16 protein-coding genes are annotated in these 16,560 nt (G+C 38.8%); 11 read left to right on the forward strand and 5 right to left on the reverse strand.

Features of this window, described 5'->3' with window-relative positions; translation table 11 throughout:
- Positions 1–297: 297 nt before the first annotated feature.
- Genes rpmF through ACFIMQ_RS01535 form a run of 4 tightly spaced genes read left to right on the forward strand, consistent with a single transcriptional unit; the run spans position 298 to position 1,035 of the window.
- Complete coding sequence (gene rpmF, locus ACFIMQ_RS01520; protein ID WP_005774555.1) at positions 298–477, forward strand: 50S ribosomal protein L32; 180 nt, start codon at positions 298–300, stop codon at positions 475–477.
- 45 nt (positions 478–522) lie between these two features.
- On the forward strand, positions 523–693 hold the full coding sequence (locus tag ACFIMQ_RS01525; RefSeq protein ID WP_375615802.1) for a hypothetical protein: 171 nt from the start codon (positions 523–525) through the stop codon (positions 691–693).
- The gene (locus ACFIMQ_RS01530; RefSeq protein ID WP_375615802.1) at positions 694–864 is read left to right on the forward strand and encodes a hypothetical protein; all 171 of its coding nucleotides are present in this window, start codon (positions 694–696) and stop codon (positions 862–864) included.
- The gene (locus tag ACFIMQ_RS01535) at positions 865–1,035 is read left to right on the forward strand and encodes a hypothetical protein (protein WP_375615993.1); all 171 of its coding nucleotides are present in this window, start codon (positions 865–867) and stop codon (positions 1,033–1,035) included.
- A gap of 2,276 nt (positions 1,036–3,311) precedes the next feature.
- Here the strand turns inward: ACFIMQ_RS01535 and ACFIMQ_RS01540 are convergent.
- The 3 genes from ACFIMQ_RS01540 to ACFIMQ_RS01550 form a co-directional block, all read right to left on the reverse strand.
- Complete coding sequence (locus ACFIMQ_RS01540) at positions 3,312–3,896, reverse strand: CarD family transcriptional regulator (protein ID WP_375608404.1); 585 nt, start codon at positions 3,894–3,896, stop codon at positions 3,312–3,314.
- A 307-nt stretch (positions 3,897–4,203) separates the two neighbouring features.
- Positions 4,204–4,542, reverse strand: a complete 339-nt coding sequence (fdxA, locus tag ACFIMQ_RS01545; protein WP_375608405.1) for a ferredoxin FdxA — start codon at positions 4,540–4,542, stop codon at positions 4,204–4,206.
- 21 nt (positions 4,543–4,563) lie between these two features.
- On the reverse strand, positions 4,564–6,150 hold the full coding sequence (locus ACFIMQ_RS01550) for a hypothetical protein (protein WP_375615803.1): 1,587 nt from the start codon (positions 6,148–6,150) through the stop codon (positions 4,564–4,566).
- A 578-nt stretch (positions 6,151–6,728) separates the two neighbouring features.
- On the opposite strand from ACFIMQ_RS01550, the gene ACFIMQ_RS01555 reads away from it, so the two are divergent.
- Entirely contained in the window at positions 6,729–7,640 is a 912-nt protein-coding gene (locus ACFIMQ_RS01555; protein WP_142415995.1) for an RNA polymerase factor sigma-32, read from the forward strand.
- 315 nt (positions 7,641–7,955) lie between these two features.
- On the opposite strand, the gene ACFIMQ_RS01560 is transcribed toward ACFIMQ_RS01555, so the two are convergent.
- Positions 7,956–9,518, reverse strand: a complete 1,563-nt coding sequence (locus tag ACFIMQ_RS01560) for a M48 family metalloprotease (protein ID WP_375615804.1) — start codon at positions 9,516–9,518, stop codon at positions 7,956–7,958.
- Between the two features lie 148 nt (positions 9,519–9,666).
- Here ACFIMQ_RS01560 and ACFIMQ_RS01565 point away from each other — a divergent pair, with 148 nt between their 5' ends.
- From ACFIMQ_RS01565 to rimJ, 4 genes are all read left to right on the forward strand, one after another.
- Entirely contained in the window at positions 9,667–10,302 is a 636-nt protein-coding gene (locus ACFIMQ_RS01565; RefSeq protein WP_375615805.1) for a thiamine diphosphokinase, read from the forward strand.
- A 103-nt stretch (positions 10,303–10,405) separates the two neighbouring features.
- Positions 10,406–10,792, forward strand: a complete 387-nt coding sequence (locus ACFIMQ_RS01570) for a hypothetical protein (RefSeq protein ID WP_375615806.1) — start codon at positions 10,406–10,408, stop codon at positions 10,790–10,792.
- On the forward strand, positions 10,792–12,654 hold the full coding sequence (locus ACFIMQ_RS01575) for an ABC-F family ATP-binding cassette domain-containing protein (RefSeq protein ID WP_375615978.1): 1,863 nt from the start codon (positions 10,792–10,794) through the stop codon (positions 12,652–12,654). The genes ACFIMQ_RS01570 and ACFIMQ_RS01575 overlap by 1 nt, the downstream gene beginning before the upstream one ends.
- Positions 12,655–13,211: 557 nt before the next feature.
- A complete protein-coding gene (gene rimJ, locus ACFIMQ_RS01580) occupies positions 13,212–13,775 on the forward strand; it encodes a ribosomal protein S5-alanine N-acetyltransferase (protein WP_375615979.1) in 564 nt (187 codons plus the stop codon).
- A gap of 539 nt (positions 13,776–14,314) precedes the next feature.
- Here rimJ and ACFIMQ_RS01585 read toward each other — a convergent pair.
- Positions 14,315–14,575, reverse strand: a complete 261-nt coding sequence (locus ACFIMQ_RS01585) for a DUF2312 domain-containing protein (protein WP_375609422.1) — start codon at positions 14,573–14,575, stop codon at positions 14,315–14,317.
- Positions 14,576–14,839: 264 nt separating this feature from the next.
- Here ACFIMQ_RS01585 and ACFIMQ_RS01590 point away from each other — a divergent pair, with 264 nt between their 5' ends.
- Complete coding sequence (locus tag ACFIMQ_RS01590) at positions 14,840–15,328, forward strand: DUF1036 domain-containing protein (protein WP_375615807.1); 489 nt, start codon at positions 14,840–14,842, stop codon at positions 15,326–15,328.
- Positions 15,325–16,560, forward strand: a 1,236-nt coding sequence (gene pyk, locus ACFIMQ_RS01595) for a pyruvate kinase (protein WP_375703251.1), incomplete at its 3' end; no start/stop codon positions are given. The genes ACFIMQ_RS01590 and pyk, both read left to right, overlap by 4 nt.

The raw sequence follows: 16,560 nt of genomic DNA on the forward strand, positions 1-16,560 counted from the left end.
TTCTCTTTTGGTTCATATTTCCACTGTATGTGCAAATCCCTTTTAAATCCAAATAAAAATTGAATGAAAGTTTTATGAAAACGCTTTCATTTGTGTATAAAATGGTCAAATCTTTCGGTGTTTTTGATATTTATTTAATCATTGTTGTATCATTTTTGGCACAAGAAAGATCATTTTGACATTGCCTCTTCTTTTTTATCAGTGTATAACCTCTTCAAATTTTATGGTGTTTTTAACTGAAGCATTGTCATTTTTGACATTGCTTTTTCTGTTTTAATGGATTTGGAGTGTCTTTTTATGGCTGTACCTAAACGAAAAACCTCTCCAGCGAAGAGGGGCATGCGCCGTTCGGCTGATGCTCTGAAGGCGCCGACTTATATCGAGGATAAAAATTCTGGTGAATTGCGTCGCCCTCATCATATTGATTTAAAAACGGGAATGTATCGTGGACGTTCCGTTTTAGTGGTTAAGGATTGAGTGTTTTTATCTCTCAAGGTTATGCTTCCTTTGATATATCGATGAATGCGTGGGCAAAGCGTGTGTTTTCGCTTTAAGATGGATGTTGAGGCGCCCTTGCGTCGCCCTCATCGCATTGGTTTAAAAACGGGAATGTATCGTGGGCGTTCCGTTTTAGGGATTAAGATTTTAGTGTTTTTATCTCTCAAGGTTATGCTTCCTTTGATATATCGGTGAATGCGTGGGCAAAGCGTGTGTTTTCGTTTTAAGATGGATGTTGAGGCGCCCTTGCGTCGCCCTCATCGCATTGGTTTAAAAACGGGAATGTATCGTGGGCGTTCCGTTTTAGGGATTAAGATTTTAGTGTTTTTATCTCTCAAGGTTATGCTTCCTTTGATATATCGGTGAATGCGTGGGCAAAGCGTGTGTTTTCGTTTTAAGATGGATGTTGAGGCGCCCTTGCGTCGCCCTCATCATATTGATTTAAAAACAGGAATGTATCGCGGGCGTTCCGTTTTAGGGATTAAGATTTTAGTGTTTTTATCTCTCAAGATTATGCTTCCTTTGATATGTCGGTGAATGTGTGGGCAAAGCGTGTGTTTTCGCTTTAAGATGAGTGTGTGGGGTTTAAGATTTTTCCATAGAAAATGATTCCATTGTTGGAGATGATTTTCTCGTTTTTTTGAGAAGTTATAAAGGATTGCTCGTATACAGTTCTTTTATGATAACTGAGTGAAGAGCTTTTTATTGGTATCGATATAAGTTATTTTAGTAGTGGAATCATTTTCTTAAGAAGATTCTTAAAGAGTTCTCTTCTGGAGAAGGTAAAAGGCAAGAATAAAAATAATCAATGTTGTCATAATAATAAAACTGTATATTCCATTTGTATCGTTCTTAATTCTATTAATATATTATTGTAAGGGGGACTTGTTTTTTAATCCTATTAGACTGAAAAAAATCGTTGTTTGGGGTGGTTATAACCCATGTAAAACTTGAAGCATGAGGTGTTTTTTATGAGAATATATGATCAATATTTAAGGCAATGGTTTTTGTCCATAGAGCTTATATTTGTGACATACATTTCTCAGTGAAAGAATGTGATCTTTGCCAATATCGCATTGACGAATAAAAATAATCCATTGTTTTGCGCTTTGAATGAAAAGCTTATCGTGAGATTGTCTCATTTCACATCTGTTCTATGTTGAATTAATTACAACCTATTTTCCTACACATTATAAGTGGGGATGGCATGGAGGTAAAAACTATATAAGAAAGCAAAAAATATCTGTAATAAACGCTTTCAAATGCAAGGCTTAATTGCAATATTGGGGGCTTAAGTGTATGATAGTGCCAGCGTGCTCCCTTATAAGCAGAAAAAAGAAGATGGCTGCAAGATAGAGGATGTACTTATTCAATAAGCTTTAGTCCTTCTGATGATAAGGCATATGAGATTTTTCTATGAATGTCATGCTTTCTTTTTATATTTTAAGCGAAGAATTGTTCATATATTTTTCTGATCTTTATGGATATAAAGGATTTATTACGAACAGCTTATAAAAATAAGAAAACATATAATTAGATGTGTCATGCATGGGATTTCGCAAAATATTTTATCAAAGTTGGTATGGCGCTCCAATCCATAGCTGATTTGTTAATGGTTTTATGGTATTGCTGACCTTGTAAAGTTTGTGCTTTTTTGTTCTCTATGGATTAATATCCACTTCTTAGCAGTATGTTCAAAACAAAGATTGAGACTCTTAAAGGCTTTATGATTTCGTTTTAGACTTTATGTGTCCGATTGGCGTAAGAATATTGAATCTATCTTTTTGTGTAATCTGCATAATGAGAATATCGCCTTATTTTGGAAAAATATGAAGTTGCAAGAGTGAATGCCAACGTTCATTCTTATTGTTATTTTTTAATTTAGCTTTACAGCTTTCAAAAGTATCTAAAGGGATGTCTTTTAAAGAATGGAGATTGCTTCACGCTTTTGTTTATCACGTTCTAGGGGTATGCTTCTCATGCAAAATAAAACGATCAAGATAAAATATGCTTGTGTTGTATATTCACATGTTTTTTTTTAGAAATATTTCTTAATGTTTGTTGTAGCTATTTTATAACGGCGCTTATGAATGGTATAATGGTAAAGTTTTAGTGAGGTGTATAAACTTCATAGGGTATTGTCGTCATTATGCTTTATAAAAGAGCAAGCTATCACTTTCATTATATGCTCTATTTGTCAGCCACCATGTTGCCTAAAGCTTTTGGCACTTGAGATGGTTCATTACGGATATTTTTTGTTTTCTTATATAGTTTTTACCTCCATGTCATCCCCACTTATAATGTGTAGGAAAATGGGTTGTAATTAATTCAACATAGAACAGATGTGAAATGAGACAATCCCACGATAAGCTTTTCGTTCAAAGCGCAAAACAATGGATTATTTTTATTCGTCAATGCGATATTGGCAAAGATCACATTCTTTCACTGAGAAATGTATGTCACAAATATAAGCTCTATGGACAAAAACCATTGCCTTAAATATTGATCATATATTCTCATAAAAAACACCTCATGCTTCAAGTCTTACATGGGTTATACCACCCCAAACAACGTTATTTGAGGATCTAATTTAATATGAACAATATCTACTTATCGTTATAAATCAATGTTTATCTGTAAGGATAAGAAAATGAGGAGGCAGTAGGTGGATCTTACGGACAAGTTTTAGACTGTTTATGGATTGGTGCGCTGATTAAAAAACTTTATCCTTAAAGAGACAAAGGATGCTCAAAAAATAAAACCAGCTCTTTGCTGGTTTTATCAAAATATTTCGTTATGATGAAAGGAGTTTATTATGCAGCGTAGACAGCTTTGCTATCTTCATCTGTTTCTTCTCTCTCAGTTTTAAATTCACGTTTTGGCTTGTTGGAGAGATGCATTTCTATGAGATTGATCGCTTCTGTTTCAGAAATACTATTAATAACCGCAATTTCGCGGGCCATTCTTTCAAGAGCAGCAGTATAAAGTTGACGTTCAGAGTAGGATTGTTCAGGCTGTAGGTTAGAGCGGAAAAGATCACGGACCACTTCGGCGATGCAAATAAGATCTCCTGAGTTGATTTTAGCATCATATTCTTGTGCACGGCGTGACCACATGGTGCGTTTAACACGTGCTTTCCCATGTAAGATTTTTAAGGCGCGTTCAACGGAATCACCGGCAGATAATTTACGCATTCCAACAGAAAGGGCTTTTGCAATGGGGACTTTGACATCCATTTTATCTTTCGCAAAATGAATGACAAAAAGTTTTAATTTGTGTCCTGCAACTTCTTGATCTTCAATCGCTATAATCTGTCCTACTCCATGCGTAGGGTAAACGATATATTCAGAGGTTGCAAATTCTTTAGTCTTGGAGGACGTTCCATGTTGGGATGCCATATTTTAGTTTACTCCCTTATGATCAACAAATGTATCGGAAAACAGGTTATAAACCTGAGGGTTGAGTTTTCTTTAGCCAAGTATATTGTATCAATTAAGTGAGCATAAAAGCCGCGTACTTTTAAATCCAACGAAAATACATCGCTTTACTACAAAAAGTAAAGAAAAATACTTAGAAAGATGATCATGTTAAAATAACACTAACATCAAATATCAAAAGAATCAATCATTTCGCTTAAGGATTTTTTTATTTTTACGAGAAAAGTCTTTCAATTGTTGAAAGAAGGAGCTGTACACTGTATCATTACTACTCGCCGCTTCCTGGATTTTCTGAAAAATACTTTTCTAATTTGTTTGGAACGCCATCCATTTCTTTTGCTTGAGGAAGAGGGTCTTTGCGGGACGTTAAATTAGGCCATTTGTTCGCATATTTAAGATTAAGTTCTAACCACTTTTCGAGCCCTGGTTCGGTGTCAGGGATAATGGCTTCCGCCGGACATTCCGGCACGCACACACCACAATCGATACATTCATCAGGGTGAATGACAAGCATATTTTCACCTTCATAAAAACAATCGACAGGGCAAACTTCAACGCAATCAGTATATTTGCAATGAATGCAGTTATCAGTTACTACATGAGTCAATATCTACCTCCATTTATTATTTTAGTGATCTTTGGAGGAAAGTGCTTCTGTATCTTTATTACTTACAAGTTTATTACGTAGCACAGCTAATTTTGCAAAAGGTGAATCAGGATTAGGGAGCTTTTCTTTTTGAAAAGGTTTATGATTCGCACGTTTGCCTTGGGATTTGTGGAACTTATGAGAACGTTTTGTTTGTAATGGTACTTCGTGAGGAGAACTTTCATTCCTGTTTTCTCCTTTTTCTACAGCGCTCTTCGATTTATTTTGCCACTTATTTCCAGATTTATCACGTTTTTTTTGTGCGTTGTGGTGAAATTGATGCTTATAATGCCATAATAAAACAACCTTATCTTCTGTTGCTGGGAGGAGAGGCTTGGCAAAATTTCCAACAGGTTCAGCTGTTGGTAAACGATAGGTGTGATTGGTGTGTTTTCCAACACAAGAGGATGAGAGGTTAGAAGATGAAGTCCTCTTTTCTTCTTGTGTTGTTTCTGAAATACTGATTGTTTGCCATTGGCTGCCAACGCATTCTGCTGCAGGAACATCTTGTGTTGTTCCATTGATAGGGGAAGAGGCTTTATGTGTAAGGAGATTTTGTTCAAAAACAACATTGCTTATGCTGCTCGATTGATAGCCAAGTCCTTTGAGGATTTCTTCCATATCATTTCCATTGGCTCCAAGAATGGACATCATGGCTGGTGTAATAAAAAAACTTTTGCCGTCATAGGCACCATCGGGTTTGGGAGTACTTCCTTGTTTCCAATGAAGAGCAAGGCGGATAAGATTGGCAAGACGTTCTAAAATATCAATCCGTACTGCACGTTGTCCTAAAATTCGGTAACCGGCTAATTGATAAAATTGGCGGTTGTAAGTAGGGTCAATAATCAAAGAGGTTCGACCAGCAGATAATGCTGCAAAAATTTCACCCAAACCAGTTTGGTCTTGTCCCACATTTTGAAGATTCCACAGGAGGGTAATGGCTTGGACGGGAGCTGGTTTAAGCATTCCTGCAACATAGATATGAAAAGCGCCAAAACGTACGCCTAGACGACGAAGCACGGCACGTGATTCTTGCGCAAGGCTTTTGACAATGTCTAAAACTTCACGGCGTGGTAAAATCCCTAAAGAGTTAACCAGTTGTGAGGCAAGACTGTTTGTTGAATCTGTCAAATTATCAGCATGGCGCAAATCAAACAGGGGTTTTAAAGTTGTTTCAAAATGAAAGGTTACAAAGCGCTCTAATCGTTTCATAACATTATCGCGGGATTCTCCCGTGAGTTGTGCATCTGCTAAAACAATTAGTTTTGGTTTGAAAAAATCTTCTGTTGCTACAAGTTGTCCTACCGGTTGACCAATCCAGCGCACAATTCCATCAGAACTAAGGGTAAGATCTCCATTTGCACAAGCACAAAAACGTGTTGCGCGTTTGGAAAAAGCAAGAATCAAATCTTCATTCTTTGTCTCTGTCGAAATTTGATTCTCAGTCGTTTGATCGGGATTGTTTTTGTCGGCATAAAAACGAAAACCTTCAAATTTACCTCTTCCGTGTTTTTCAATGAGAATATCATCCTGAAGAATCTCATTCTGTTGAACAATCTTGCTATCCATGATCATTTTCTTTCTCAGTGCGACACTGGTAAAAAGCTTTGTGCGACAATTTCATAATGCTGTTATTTCTTTACACGTTTGTTACGTTTGCTTCAATCACTCTTGTCGTTTTTTGCTGTTTCTTTTTGCGTCTTTAAAACTTAAATGATTCTTTTTTATTCAGTTTGCATTCAGTTAGGATGCTTTAATATTTGTAAATTACACTTATTAGTTGTATTGTAAAGCTGAAAGCATAAATAAATTTCTCAATTGAAAAGGAAACGGAATCGGTCATCAAAAAAACAACATTTGTTTTGTCTGATCATTTTATTTTTTTTTGCTGTTTTGTCATGAAAAGTGAAGAGAAAGTTTTTTCAAACATTTCATAGGCTAAAGGGCGTGTTGCAAAGGCGTTTTAGAGGTGAAACTATGTCTTATAACAAGAAGTTTTACCATAACAATAAAAAAACAATTGCGATTATAAAATTACACGCTAAAGTAGTGTTCACAGAAGTGAACAACTTTTGCGTTCTTTTGAAAAGAGAACAATGATGTCGTTGCCAAATCAATTTTGATAATTTTAATCGCAAGGGGTTATTATGGGTAATCTTTCAAATGCTGTTTATAAAAGCAGCAAAAATTATAGCGATGCAGACAAAAGTTTAGGACGTAATATGATGCGTTCTGCTATGCAAGCACCTTATCTTGAACGACAAAAAGAGCATGATTTGGCTCTGCGGTGGAAAGATAAACGCGATGATGATGCCATGCATCAAATTGCAGCGGCTCATATGCGTTTGGTGATTGCTATTGCTAATCGCTTTAAGCGTTTCAAAATGCCATTGGGGGATTTGGTACAAGAAGGGTATGTGGGACTATTGGAAGCCGCTGCACGTTTTGAACCTGATCGGGAAGTGCGTTTTTCAACGTATGCAACATGGTGGATACGTGCTTCTATCCAAGATTATATTTTGCGAAACTGGTCAATTGTTCGAGGTGGAACCAGTTCTTCGCAAAAAGCACTTTTCTTTAATCTTCGGCGTTTGAGAGCAAAACTGGTGCAGGATGATAGTGCTTTGTCGAAACAGGATATTTTTCGCACAATCGCTGAAAAACTCGGCGTTTCTGTGCGTGATGTTGAAACAATGGATTTTCGCTTCTCCAGTTCTGATAATTCCTTGAGTGTTTCTGTTTCTGAGAACAGTGATAATCCCATTGCGAAGATGGATGTGTTGGTGGATGAGAGTCCTCTTCCTGATGCTTTAATTGAGCAAGTGATTGATGGTCAACGGCGTACACAATGGCTTTACGATGCGTTGCAAATTCTTAACGAACGGGAATTAGAAATTATTCGCTTTCGTCGCCTCAATGAAGAGGGGGCTACTCTAGAAGTCCTCGGTGAAAAGTTAGGAATTTCAAAAGAGCGCGTGCGCCAAATTGAAGCACGAGCTTTGCAAAAATTGCGTTCTGCTCTCCTTACGATTCATTCAGAAGATGCTTACGATATATAAGCAGTGAAAGGCTTTGGGGGGGGAGGATGAGGGAGAATGTATCAATGGGGACGTATGAGAGCATGATGAAGTTGGTTTTAGAGGGAATCAGATTTGTCGAGGAATGCGCCTCCTTGTGGGTATTTGTCGCGGTTTTTTCAAAGCGAAGGAAGAGTTGGGGGAGGTCGGTTTAAGGAGGTATGTATCAAGCAGAGTCGTATGAAGGCATGATGACGTTGGTTTTTAAAGTGCTTCATTTCATTTTCGAATATGTTTTAAAAGAGCAGGGCTTGATATAGACAGAAAAGAATCAAAGCTGTAGCAGAGAAAAAAGATTTATTCTGTGATAATTTTAACCTTTGTTCCTGCACGTAAAGTTTGCGTTGGTGAGAGGGCGTTGAGAATGCGGAATAGTTTTTCTTTTTCTGGTGTGTGTTGCATTTTATTTGCAAGGTTTGTAATATCTTCTCCTTGTTGAACGCGGACAACACGGATTTTTAAGGGCTTTAATTTTTTTAACTGTGAAGAAGAAAGAGAATGAAAGCTTTGTACCGTTTTTTGGGCAACTTCTGCAAAATTTTGAGAATTATATGGGGCGGCTGTCAGAAAACGAAAGAGATGATTGTTAAACAAAATGACAACCACATCAAATTGCCATTGCTCATGGGTCGCACGGGCATGTGCTCCAAGTAAACTCTGGTTTTGAAAACATTGACTTGTAAGTCCTTGAATTGTGATGGGGCGGATGGATGATTGGTCTAGTCCAATAATCCCTCCGCTTTTCAAATAGTCACTTGTAGATAGTCCAGCAGGATGTGGAATAGCATCAAAACGAATCGCAATGTTATCTGGCCCACTGGCCCAAACAGTGTGTGCTGAATGTTCTATTGTAAAATTATTCGGAACAGAAAAAGCGATGCGCAATTGTGGGTGAATAAATTGGTTGCCTCGTACAAAACCTGTATAAAAGCCTCCTCCAAAAATCATGCCATTAATGCTTTTGAGAAAAGAATCACGATCGGATATTTTACTATTCCCTTTACTGATTTTACGCGCTTTTTCTATCGCAAGCCGAATGCGTTGAGGAGTAGTTGGGTGAGAGGCTAGAAAATCTAGAGAGGCATTTTGGGTGCCAGAGATATTACGCAAAGCACTATAGGCTTCCATTGTTTGAAGAAAGCGCGGTGAAGCAAATGGATCATATCCTGATTGTTGGAGCATTTCGAGGGCAAGGGAATCAGCTTCCAGCTCTTGATTACGGGAAAATTGTGCGAGTTGTTGCTTGTTTTGTATGGGGGTGTGAAGTTTTTGATCCATAGAAGAAAGAAGACGAGGGGATATGCGATTTTTCATCTTCAATTCAGTTTCTTTTTGTAGGCGTAAAATACCATGATTGGCTCTGATATGTGCTATCTCATGGGCTAAAATTGCTGCAACTTCTGAAGAATCATTGGCTAATGCCAGCATACCACGAGTGATGTAGATCGAACCATTGGGGAGTGCAAAAGCGTTTACAGTTTCTGAGTTTAAAATTGTTACAGAATAGCTTTGATGAGAACTATGTGATGCAACTGCCAGTTTACGGACAATCTTTGCTAAAAGGTGTTCAAGTTTTGCATCATGATAAGCGCCACCATACATTTGTAAAATACGTGGGTGTTGCAGAGCGCTTAATGTGACATAGATATTGTGGTTGTTGGTACGTTTGATCGTTTTAGAAGAAATGGAAGAAAGCCTGTCATTTTGAGAAAGGGGTGCATGACAAGCGGAAAGGAGAAGCATGAGACTTATGAAAGTTGCTCTACACATGGGCGGGCAAAAAAGAAAATTTCGTTGAAAAATAGGGTGCATGGGTTCACGATGCATGTTGTTGCGACGGTGTAATTTGGCAAATCTCATTTGTATCTTTGTATTGTGTATTTTTGTAAGACAAGCTTTAAGGATAAGGGTTCGTTTGGCTATATCACGGTTATTGTTTATAAAAAATGGCTCTCATTTACAAAAGGGTGCACTATACAAGGAAATTTTGTGAAAGGCAAAGAATGGCATGACAACATTTACGATATTGTTAAATGGCGACGTTTGTATCACTGATCGTTTGCTTAATCAAATTCAAAACAGTCGAGTGATTGCTGCGGATGGTGGTATGCGTCATGCGGCAATGCTTAATGTGATGCCTGAATTGTGGTTGGGAGATTTTGATTCATCAGATGAGAATTTAATCCGCCAATATAGTCATATTCCTCGTGAAGTTTTTCCCTCTGATAAAGATATGACAGATAGTGCTTTGGCATGTGAAAGAGCGCTGCAAAAGGGTGCTAAAAAGCTTATTTTATGCGGTGCTTTGGGAGGGGAGCGAAGTGATCATAGCCTTTCTCATATGACGCAAGCGTTGATGATAGCTGAAAGCGGCATTGCAGTGTTGTTGACAAGTGGTTTGGAAGAAGGTTGGCCGGTTTTGCCAAAACTTCATTCATATGATTTGCCTAAAGGGTGTTTGTTTAGTATTATCGGTTTTTCTGATTTAAAAGGCTTAACGCTTAAAGGGGTAAAATGGCCGATTTGTGATAAAAATGTGTCATTTGGCTCTTCTTTAACACTTTCTAACCGTATTTGTGGAACCTTTTCTTGCCATTTAGGTTTTGGAAAAGCTATATTGCTAGCGTCTGTGCCTATTCCATAAAGCTCTTCCAATATATTTTGAATAAGGCAGGGGGGGGCTCTAGTGATTAAGTGCCGACATAAACGATATTTATGTATTGATCTTGAGAAGGAAAGGTTTTGATATGTTAAAATCAATTTTTAAAGTGGCCGTTGTTTCAGCCATTGGTTTCAGTTCAGTCGCTTGTACTACAAACGATGAACGCGTTGCACGTTACGGCGTAGGAGGAGCAGCAATCGGTGCTTTGGCTGGAACTGCTATTGGTGGAAGTACGGCTGGAGCAGCGCTTACCGGTGCAGCATTTGGTGCTTTGGCTGGAACAGTAACCGGTGCCGCCGCAAATCAAAGAAAACAACAAAGACAGGTATCACAATTGTGCACGTATCGTGGTCGTCGAGGGCATGTTTACCAAGCACCTTGTGGGCAGAGAGTTCCTGTACGGCAATTGTGTGCTTACCGTGATGCAAGAGGGGTGATGTATAAAGCACCTTGTCCGCGCCGCGTTCATTAATGGTGGTGCCATTACTGCGGCTTGACCGCATTTTCCTAAACTTTGGAACAACACCTTTGCTCAATCAAGCTTCTTTATCGGTTGAGCAGGGGGCGCGTATCGCGCTGGTCGGCCGTAATGGTTGTGGAAAATCGACCCTGTTAAAAATTGCCGCAGGAATATTAGAACCTCATGGTGGCGAAATTTTTCGCCACCCGCGAGTGACGCTCCGTTATGTCTCACAAAATCCGGATTGTTCCGGATTTGAAGATATTAATGCCTATATGGAAGCGGAGCTGGACGATACATCTGATGTCCAGTGGATCAATACGCTTCGCACAAATTTAGGGTTTTCGGGAGCGGAAAAATTGGAAACGCTTTCGGGAGGTGAAAAGCGGCGTGTTTCATTGTTACGGGCCATTGCTGCAAAACCCGATATTTTGTTCTTAGATGAACCAACCAATCATCTTGATTTACCAACTATTGAATGGCTGGAAGCTGTTTTGGCTTCTTTGCGTTCAGCGATTGTGGTGATTTCCCATGATCGGCGATTTTTAGAAAATGTTACGCGGTCAACGGTATGGCTTGATCGTGGCACAACCAAAAGGCTGGAAAAGCGTTTTTCAGAATTTGAAAATTGGCGTGATAAAGCACTGGAAGAAGAAGCCATCGAACAGCATAAATTGGGGCGCCAAATTGCCCGTGAAGAGCAATGGTTGCGTTATGGCGTGAGCGCACGGCGTAAGCGTAATGTACGGCGCTTAGGCGAATTAAAAGACTTAAGACAGCGTCATCAAACCTATAAAGGGCAGCCAGGAAATGCACTTTTGACAGCAGCAAAAAGTCATGAGTCTGGGCAATTGGTGCTTGAAGCAAAGAAAATTTCAAAATCCTATGGTGAGCGCATGATCGTGAAAGATTTCTCTTTGCGCATTCAGCGGGGTGATCGAATCGGTTTGGTCGGGCCCAATGGTATCGGAAAGACAACGCTCCTTTCTGCATTAATTGGGCAAGAAGCTGTGGATAGCGGAACGGTGAGGCATGGCTATAACCTCTCTATGGCATTGCTTGATCAGCAACGTATTTTAAATGAAGAAGAAACTTTAGCGCATTATTTAACGGAAGGAAGGGGAGATACTCTTGTGATCAACGGGCTGGAGCGGCATGTGGTTTCTTATATGAAAGACTTTTTATTTTTGCCTGAACAAGCACGCACACCCCTTAAAGAATTTTCAGGGGGAGAAAGAGCACGCCTCATGCTTGCACGCCTTCTTTCGCGTCCTGCAAACTTTTTGATTCTTGATGAACCGACCAATGATTTGGATATGGAAACTTTGGATTTGTTGCAAGAATTTATTGCTGATTTTGCAGGAACAGTGTTGTTGGTTAGCCATGACAGAGACTTTTTAGATCGTACTGTAACCCATATGTTGGCACCTCAAGGTGATGGTCATTGGGTTTTGTATGCGGGTGGCTATAGTGATATGATGGCGCAAAACCAGCATGCTCTTCGTTTACAACGCAAAAAAACAGAACTATCGCAGCGTAAAGTACCTTCAAAATCTCATGCGGGAGAGCTTTCAAAGCAGGACTCATCAACAGATCATAGCTTGGTAGGGCGGGAGAAAAAAACACGAGGTAAATTGTCTTATAAGCAGGTTTATGCATTGGAAAAATTGCCTGAAGAAATTGCTGTTTTGCAGGACGAAATCAAAAAAATTGAGCAAGAACTCTCTGATCCAGCCCTTTATCGCAGTGATAAAGAGCGTTTTGAGCGTTTATCAACAGCGTTGGAAAAAAAGAAAAATACTTGCACACAAAAGCAAGAAGAATGGCTAGAACTTGAAATTTTACGCGAAGAAATGGAAGCGTGTTCACGGTAATATCTAAAATTTTAAAAGATTTGTATTGCATCATCGCTTTTCTTTGATTTGTGACGAGAGTTTGTGGCTGATTTAGCGGGAAGAGTATTATTGACGAGTTATGGTAGAGACTTTTAGATCGTACTGTAACATATAGCACTTTAAGGTGATGGTTATTGGGATTTGTATACGGGGGACAGTGATATGATAGCGCAAAACAAGCATGCTCTTCGTTTACAAGGCAAAGAAACAAAACTACCTTTGCCGTGAGTTTTTTCAAAATTTCGTATATGGAAGTACGCCAATTCCATTGCATACCTTGCCAGTCCCCAATGTTGCTTGCAACTCCTTTGGAATTTGAGAGCATTCGTAAGAAATATGCCCTTGTCTTTACCTTATGCTTTAAACATACCACCCCCGCTTATGACGGAAAAGCAAATGATCCTCATTAATTCTAACGTAAGAAGTGTTGTGATGAGAAAAGCTTACTGTATTCGACGTTATGATTTGAGTTTAAAAATGATGATTTGCCAGGATAAATCAACGTTTTATTGCAACATTTCTAGGAGGAGAAAATGATGGCAATTAAAACAAAGCGAACAATTTCCACATTGATCGGTTTAGAAGATGCAGCTGAACTGTCTTCTTATTTCCTCCGTAATGCGAATCATCTGCGTCCTTTTGAACCTGTTAGATCTGATGGTTACCACAGCCTAACAGCTTGGGAAACACGAGCCAATGCATTTGCTTGTGAAAGTGCAAAGGGACAAGCATACCGATATGCCGTACGATTAAAAAATAAAAACACAATTATTGGTGTTGTGAATTTTACAAATGTGGTTCGGGGTGTTTTTCAAGCCTGTCATCTTGGTTTTTCTCTTGATGAAAAACAACAAGGAAAAGGTCTCATGTTTGAGAGTTTATCGGCTCTAATACGCCATATCTTTCATATTTATCATCTGCATAGAGTGATGGCAAATTATAGACCTGAGAACATAAAAAGCGAACGTTTATTAAAACGCCTTCATTTTGAAAAAGAAGGCTATGCTAAAGACTATTTGATGATTTCTGGAAAATGGAGAGATCACATTCTAACCTCTCGAATCAATGATCTTTATGAGTCCGTTAATAGATTCGAATAAAGTTTGTTAAGGGTCTTTTTATCAAATGTGCAAATATGCTGAATTTCTCCCTATCCTAAAAGACGAAGATCCTTAACCACCTTTTCTTTTGTAAATAGTTCAGAATCTCGTTTAGCGGATTTCAACTGCTGACCACTTTATATGTTTCTTTTCGTAGATAATGAATTGATTTATCAATCATAATTCATTTTTTCAATTTGAAGGAAGAGAGTACTCAATATCGGAAAACTTTCTCACTTAAAATCTATAGATATTTAATCATAAAAAACACCTCTCTTGCACATCACAAACTGGGTTGGCATAGGTTGGCATACAAGTGAGGGTTTATGTGGATAAAAATGATTGAAGAACAAGAATAAAAATTCTCTGTATAAATCCTTTTAAATGTGAGGGCTGTTGCAATATTGTGTATTCTGTGACCGATAGTCTCGTTACAAGTTACACAAACTGCTTATTGTTGGTTGAAATTTTTGTGTATTCATTCGCTTTTTTGTATTTTCCATTTTTTCTTAGGAAAATTTCCAATGTTCTCAATGGTGTTAATTCATACCAAGCGCATTTTTATATAGCTCAATGATTGCTTCTTCTTCCATTCGTTCATGTTCTTCTTTTTTACGCAATCGTATAATGCTGCGAACGGCTTTACTATCAAAACCAGAGCCTTTAAGTTCAGTATAAACGTCTTTAATATCATCAGAAATGGTTTTTTTCTCTTCTTCTAGGCGTTCAATACGTTCGATAAAAGAGCGTAATTGGTTTACGGATATAGCGTGTGTTTTATCAGTTACTGTATCGTTCATTATATTTTTCTCCAGGTTATATGTTTTAAGTTGTTTTTCAACGATAAATTTGTATTGAAAAAGCTTGAAAAACAAAAAGTAAATCAAGCTACACAGTTTTTTTACAAATTGACTTTAAATATTTTGTAAAATTTTTAAAATATATGCATTGATAAAAGGGCTATAAAAAGAAAAATATAAAAATATACGTTTTAGATTTGAAAAGCTTTAAAAAAAAGAAATGTGTAATTTGTTTTGAGAATTTGGCATTATAGAGGAAGTTTTGTGATTTTAAAAAAACGATATTGGGTGCTTCAGAAAGGATTAAAAGTTTTTCTCTTGAGCCTTTTGCTCTTGTTTCCCCTTGTTGTTTTTGCAAAAGCTGACTTTAGGGTTTGTAATACAACTCAGCAGTCTGTAGGGGTTGCTCTTGGATACCGTACATTTTCAGGGTGGGTGAGTGAAGGCTGGTGGACTGTACCAGTGACGGAGTGTAAAACTTTAATTGAGGGGCCTCTTGCTTCACGGTTTTATTATTTTTATGCGGAAGGGGCACAAAAAAAAGGGAACTGGGCAGGCTCTGTGACCATGTGTGTGCAAGATAGCCAGTTTACCATTCAAGGGGTTCATGATTGTTTCCCTCGAGGATATCAAAAGGCTGAATTTAAAGAGATCGATACCGGAAATCAAACCAGTTGGATGGTACAGTTGACGGATGAGTCTTTGTTAAACAATTCAGTTATACCTTCTCTTTCAGGAAATTCTTCACCGTGAAACGTGCACGTAAAGTAAAAATTATTGCGACTCTTGGTCCTTCTTCTTTTTCTCGTTTGATGATTGAAAAGCTTTTTAGGGCAGGGGCAGACGTTTTTCGTCTTAATATGAGCCATACTGATCGTGATATGCTGGGTGATTTGGTCAAGTCTATACGAGAAGTTGAAAAAACAGTTCGACGCCCCATTGGTATTTTAGTGGATCTTCAGGGGCCAAAACTGCGTGTGGGGCGTTTTGCTAAGGGGCAAGAAGATTTGCGTGTTGGGCAAAGCTTTACGTTAGATAATCGCGATGTTCTTGGTGATGCACAGCGTGTTTTTTTCCCTCATGAGGATGTATTTTCGGCTGTTAAACCAGGGGATCGGTTGTTGATTGATGATGGAAGGGTGGAACTGCGTGCGCAAGTTTGTGATGGTTATTCTGTACAGTGTCGCGTAGTTGCTGGAACCCGTATTTCTGATCGAAAGGGTGTCAGTTTTCCCGATACAATTTTGCCTTTTGATTCGATGACGTCAAAAGATAAAGAGGATCTTCAGGCTCTGTTAAAGCTGCCTGTTGATTGGGTTGCGCTTTCTTTTATTCAGCGTCCGGAAGATATTATAGCGGTACGTCGGTTGACGAAAAGCAAGGTGTCTTTGATGGCTAAAATCGAAAAACCTCAAGCCTTGGAGCATATAGAGAAGATTATTGATGTATCTGATGGCATTATGATTGCACGGGGAGATCTTGGAGTGGAAATGCCTCTGGAAAGGATTCCTGCACTTCAGATGGAGCTCATAAAAGCTTGTCGTTTAGCTGGAAAGCCTGTTGTGGTGGCAACACAAATGCTTGAATCAATGATCACATCTTCTGTTCCGACACGCGCAGAGGTGTCAGATGTTGCGACAGCTGTTTATGCTGGAACAGATGCGGTGATGTTGTCTGCTGAATCTGCTTCTGGTCGTTATCCTGAAGAAGCTGTGCTTATGATGGATCGAATCGCGCGGCAAATCGAACAAGATCATACTTATGCCGCTCAGGTTGGAGCACAACATCCAGCACCAGAATCAACAGGAATGGATGCGATTTCTCTTGCTGCGCGTCAGATTGCTGAAACACTTGCGCTATCCGCTATCGTTGCCTATACGGCTTCAGGAACAACGGGGGTGCGCGCTTCTCGTGAACGCCCCAATCGGCCCATTATTGCTTTATCGCCCATTGTAGAAACAGCACGGCGTTTGGCTCTCGTTTGG

The organism is Bartonella sp. AD13SXNS (assembly GCF_042196465.1).
Lineage (GTDB): Bacteria > Pseudomonadota > Alphaproteobacteria > Rhizobiales > Rhizobiaceae > Bartonella.

Coding starts and splice junctions, on each gene's coding strand:
- rpmF (WP_005774555.1), top strand. CDS start 298: ATGGCTGTACCTAAACGAAAAACCTCTCCAGCGAAGAGGGGCATGCGC.
- ACFIMQ_RS01575 (WP_375615978.1), top strand. CDS start 10,792: ATGGTGGTGCCATTACTGCGGCTTGACCGCATTTTCCTAAACTTTGGA.
- ACFIMQ_RS01530 (WP_375615802.1), top strand. CDS start 694: ATGCGTGGGCAAAGCGTGTGTTTTCGTTTTAAGATGGATGTTGAGGCG.
- ACFIMQ_RS01585 (WP_375609422.1), bottom strand. CDS start 14,575: ATGAACGATACAGTAACTGATAAAACACACGCTATATCCGTAAACCAA.
- ACFIMQ_RS01540 (WP_375608404.1), bottom strand. CDS start 3,896: ATGGCATCCCAACATGGAACGTCCTCCAAGACTAAAGAATTTGCAACC.
- ACFIMQ_RS01525 (WP_375615802.1), top strand. CDS start 523: ATGCGTGGGCAAAGCGTGTGTTTTCGCTTTAAGATGGATGTTGAGGCG.
- ACFIMQ_RS01565 (WP_375615805.1), top strand. CDS start 9,667: ATGACAACATTTACGATATTGTTAAATGGCGACGTTTGTATCACTGAT.
- ACFIMQ_RS01570 (WP_375615806.1), top strand. CDS start 10,406: ATGTTAAAATCAATTTTTAAAGTGGCCGTTGTTTCAGCCATTGGTTTC.
- ACFIMQ_RS01555 (WP_142415995.1), top strand. CDS start 6,729: ATGGGTAATCTTTCAAATGCTGTTTATAAAAGCAGCAAAAATTATAGC.
- rimJ (WP_375615979.1), top strand. CDS start 13,212: ATGGCAATTAAAACAAAGCGAACAATTTCCACATTGATCGGTTTAGAA.
- ACFIMQ_RS01560 (WP_375615804.1), bottom strand. CDS start 9,518: ATGAGATTTGCCAAATTACACCGTCGCAACAACATGCATCGTGAACCC.
- ACFIMQ_RS01535 (WP_375615993.1), top strand. CDS start 865: ATGCGTGGGCAAAGCGTGTGTTTTCGTTTTAAGATGGATGTTGAGGCG.
- ACFIMQ_RS01550 (WP_375615803.1), bottom strand. CDS start 6,150: ATGGATAGCAAGATTGTTCAACAGAATGAGATTCTTCAGGATGATATT.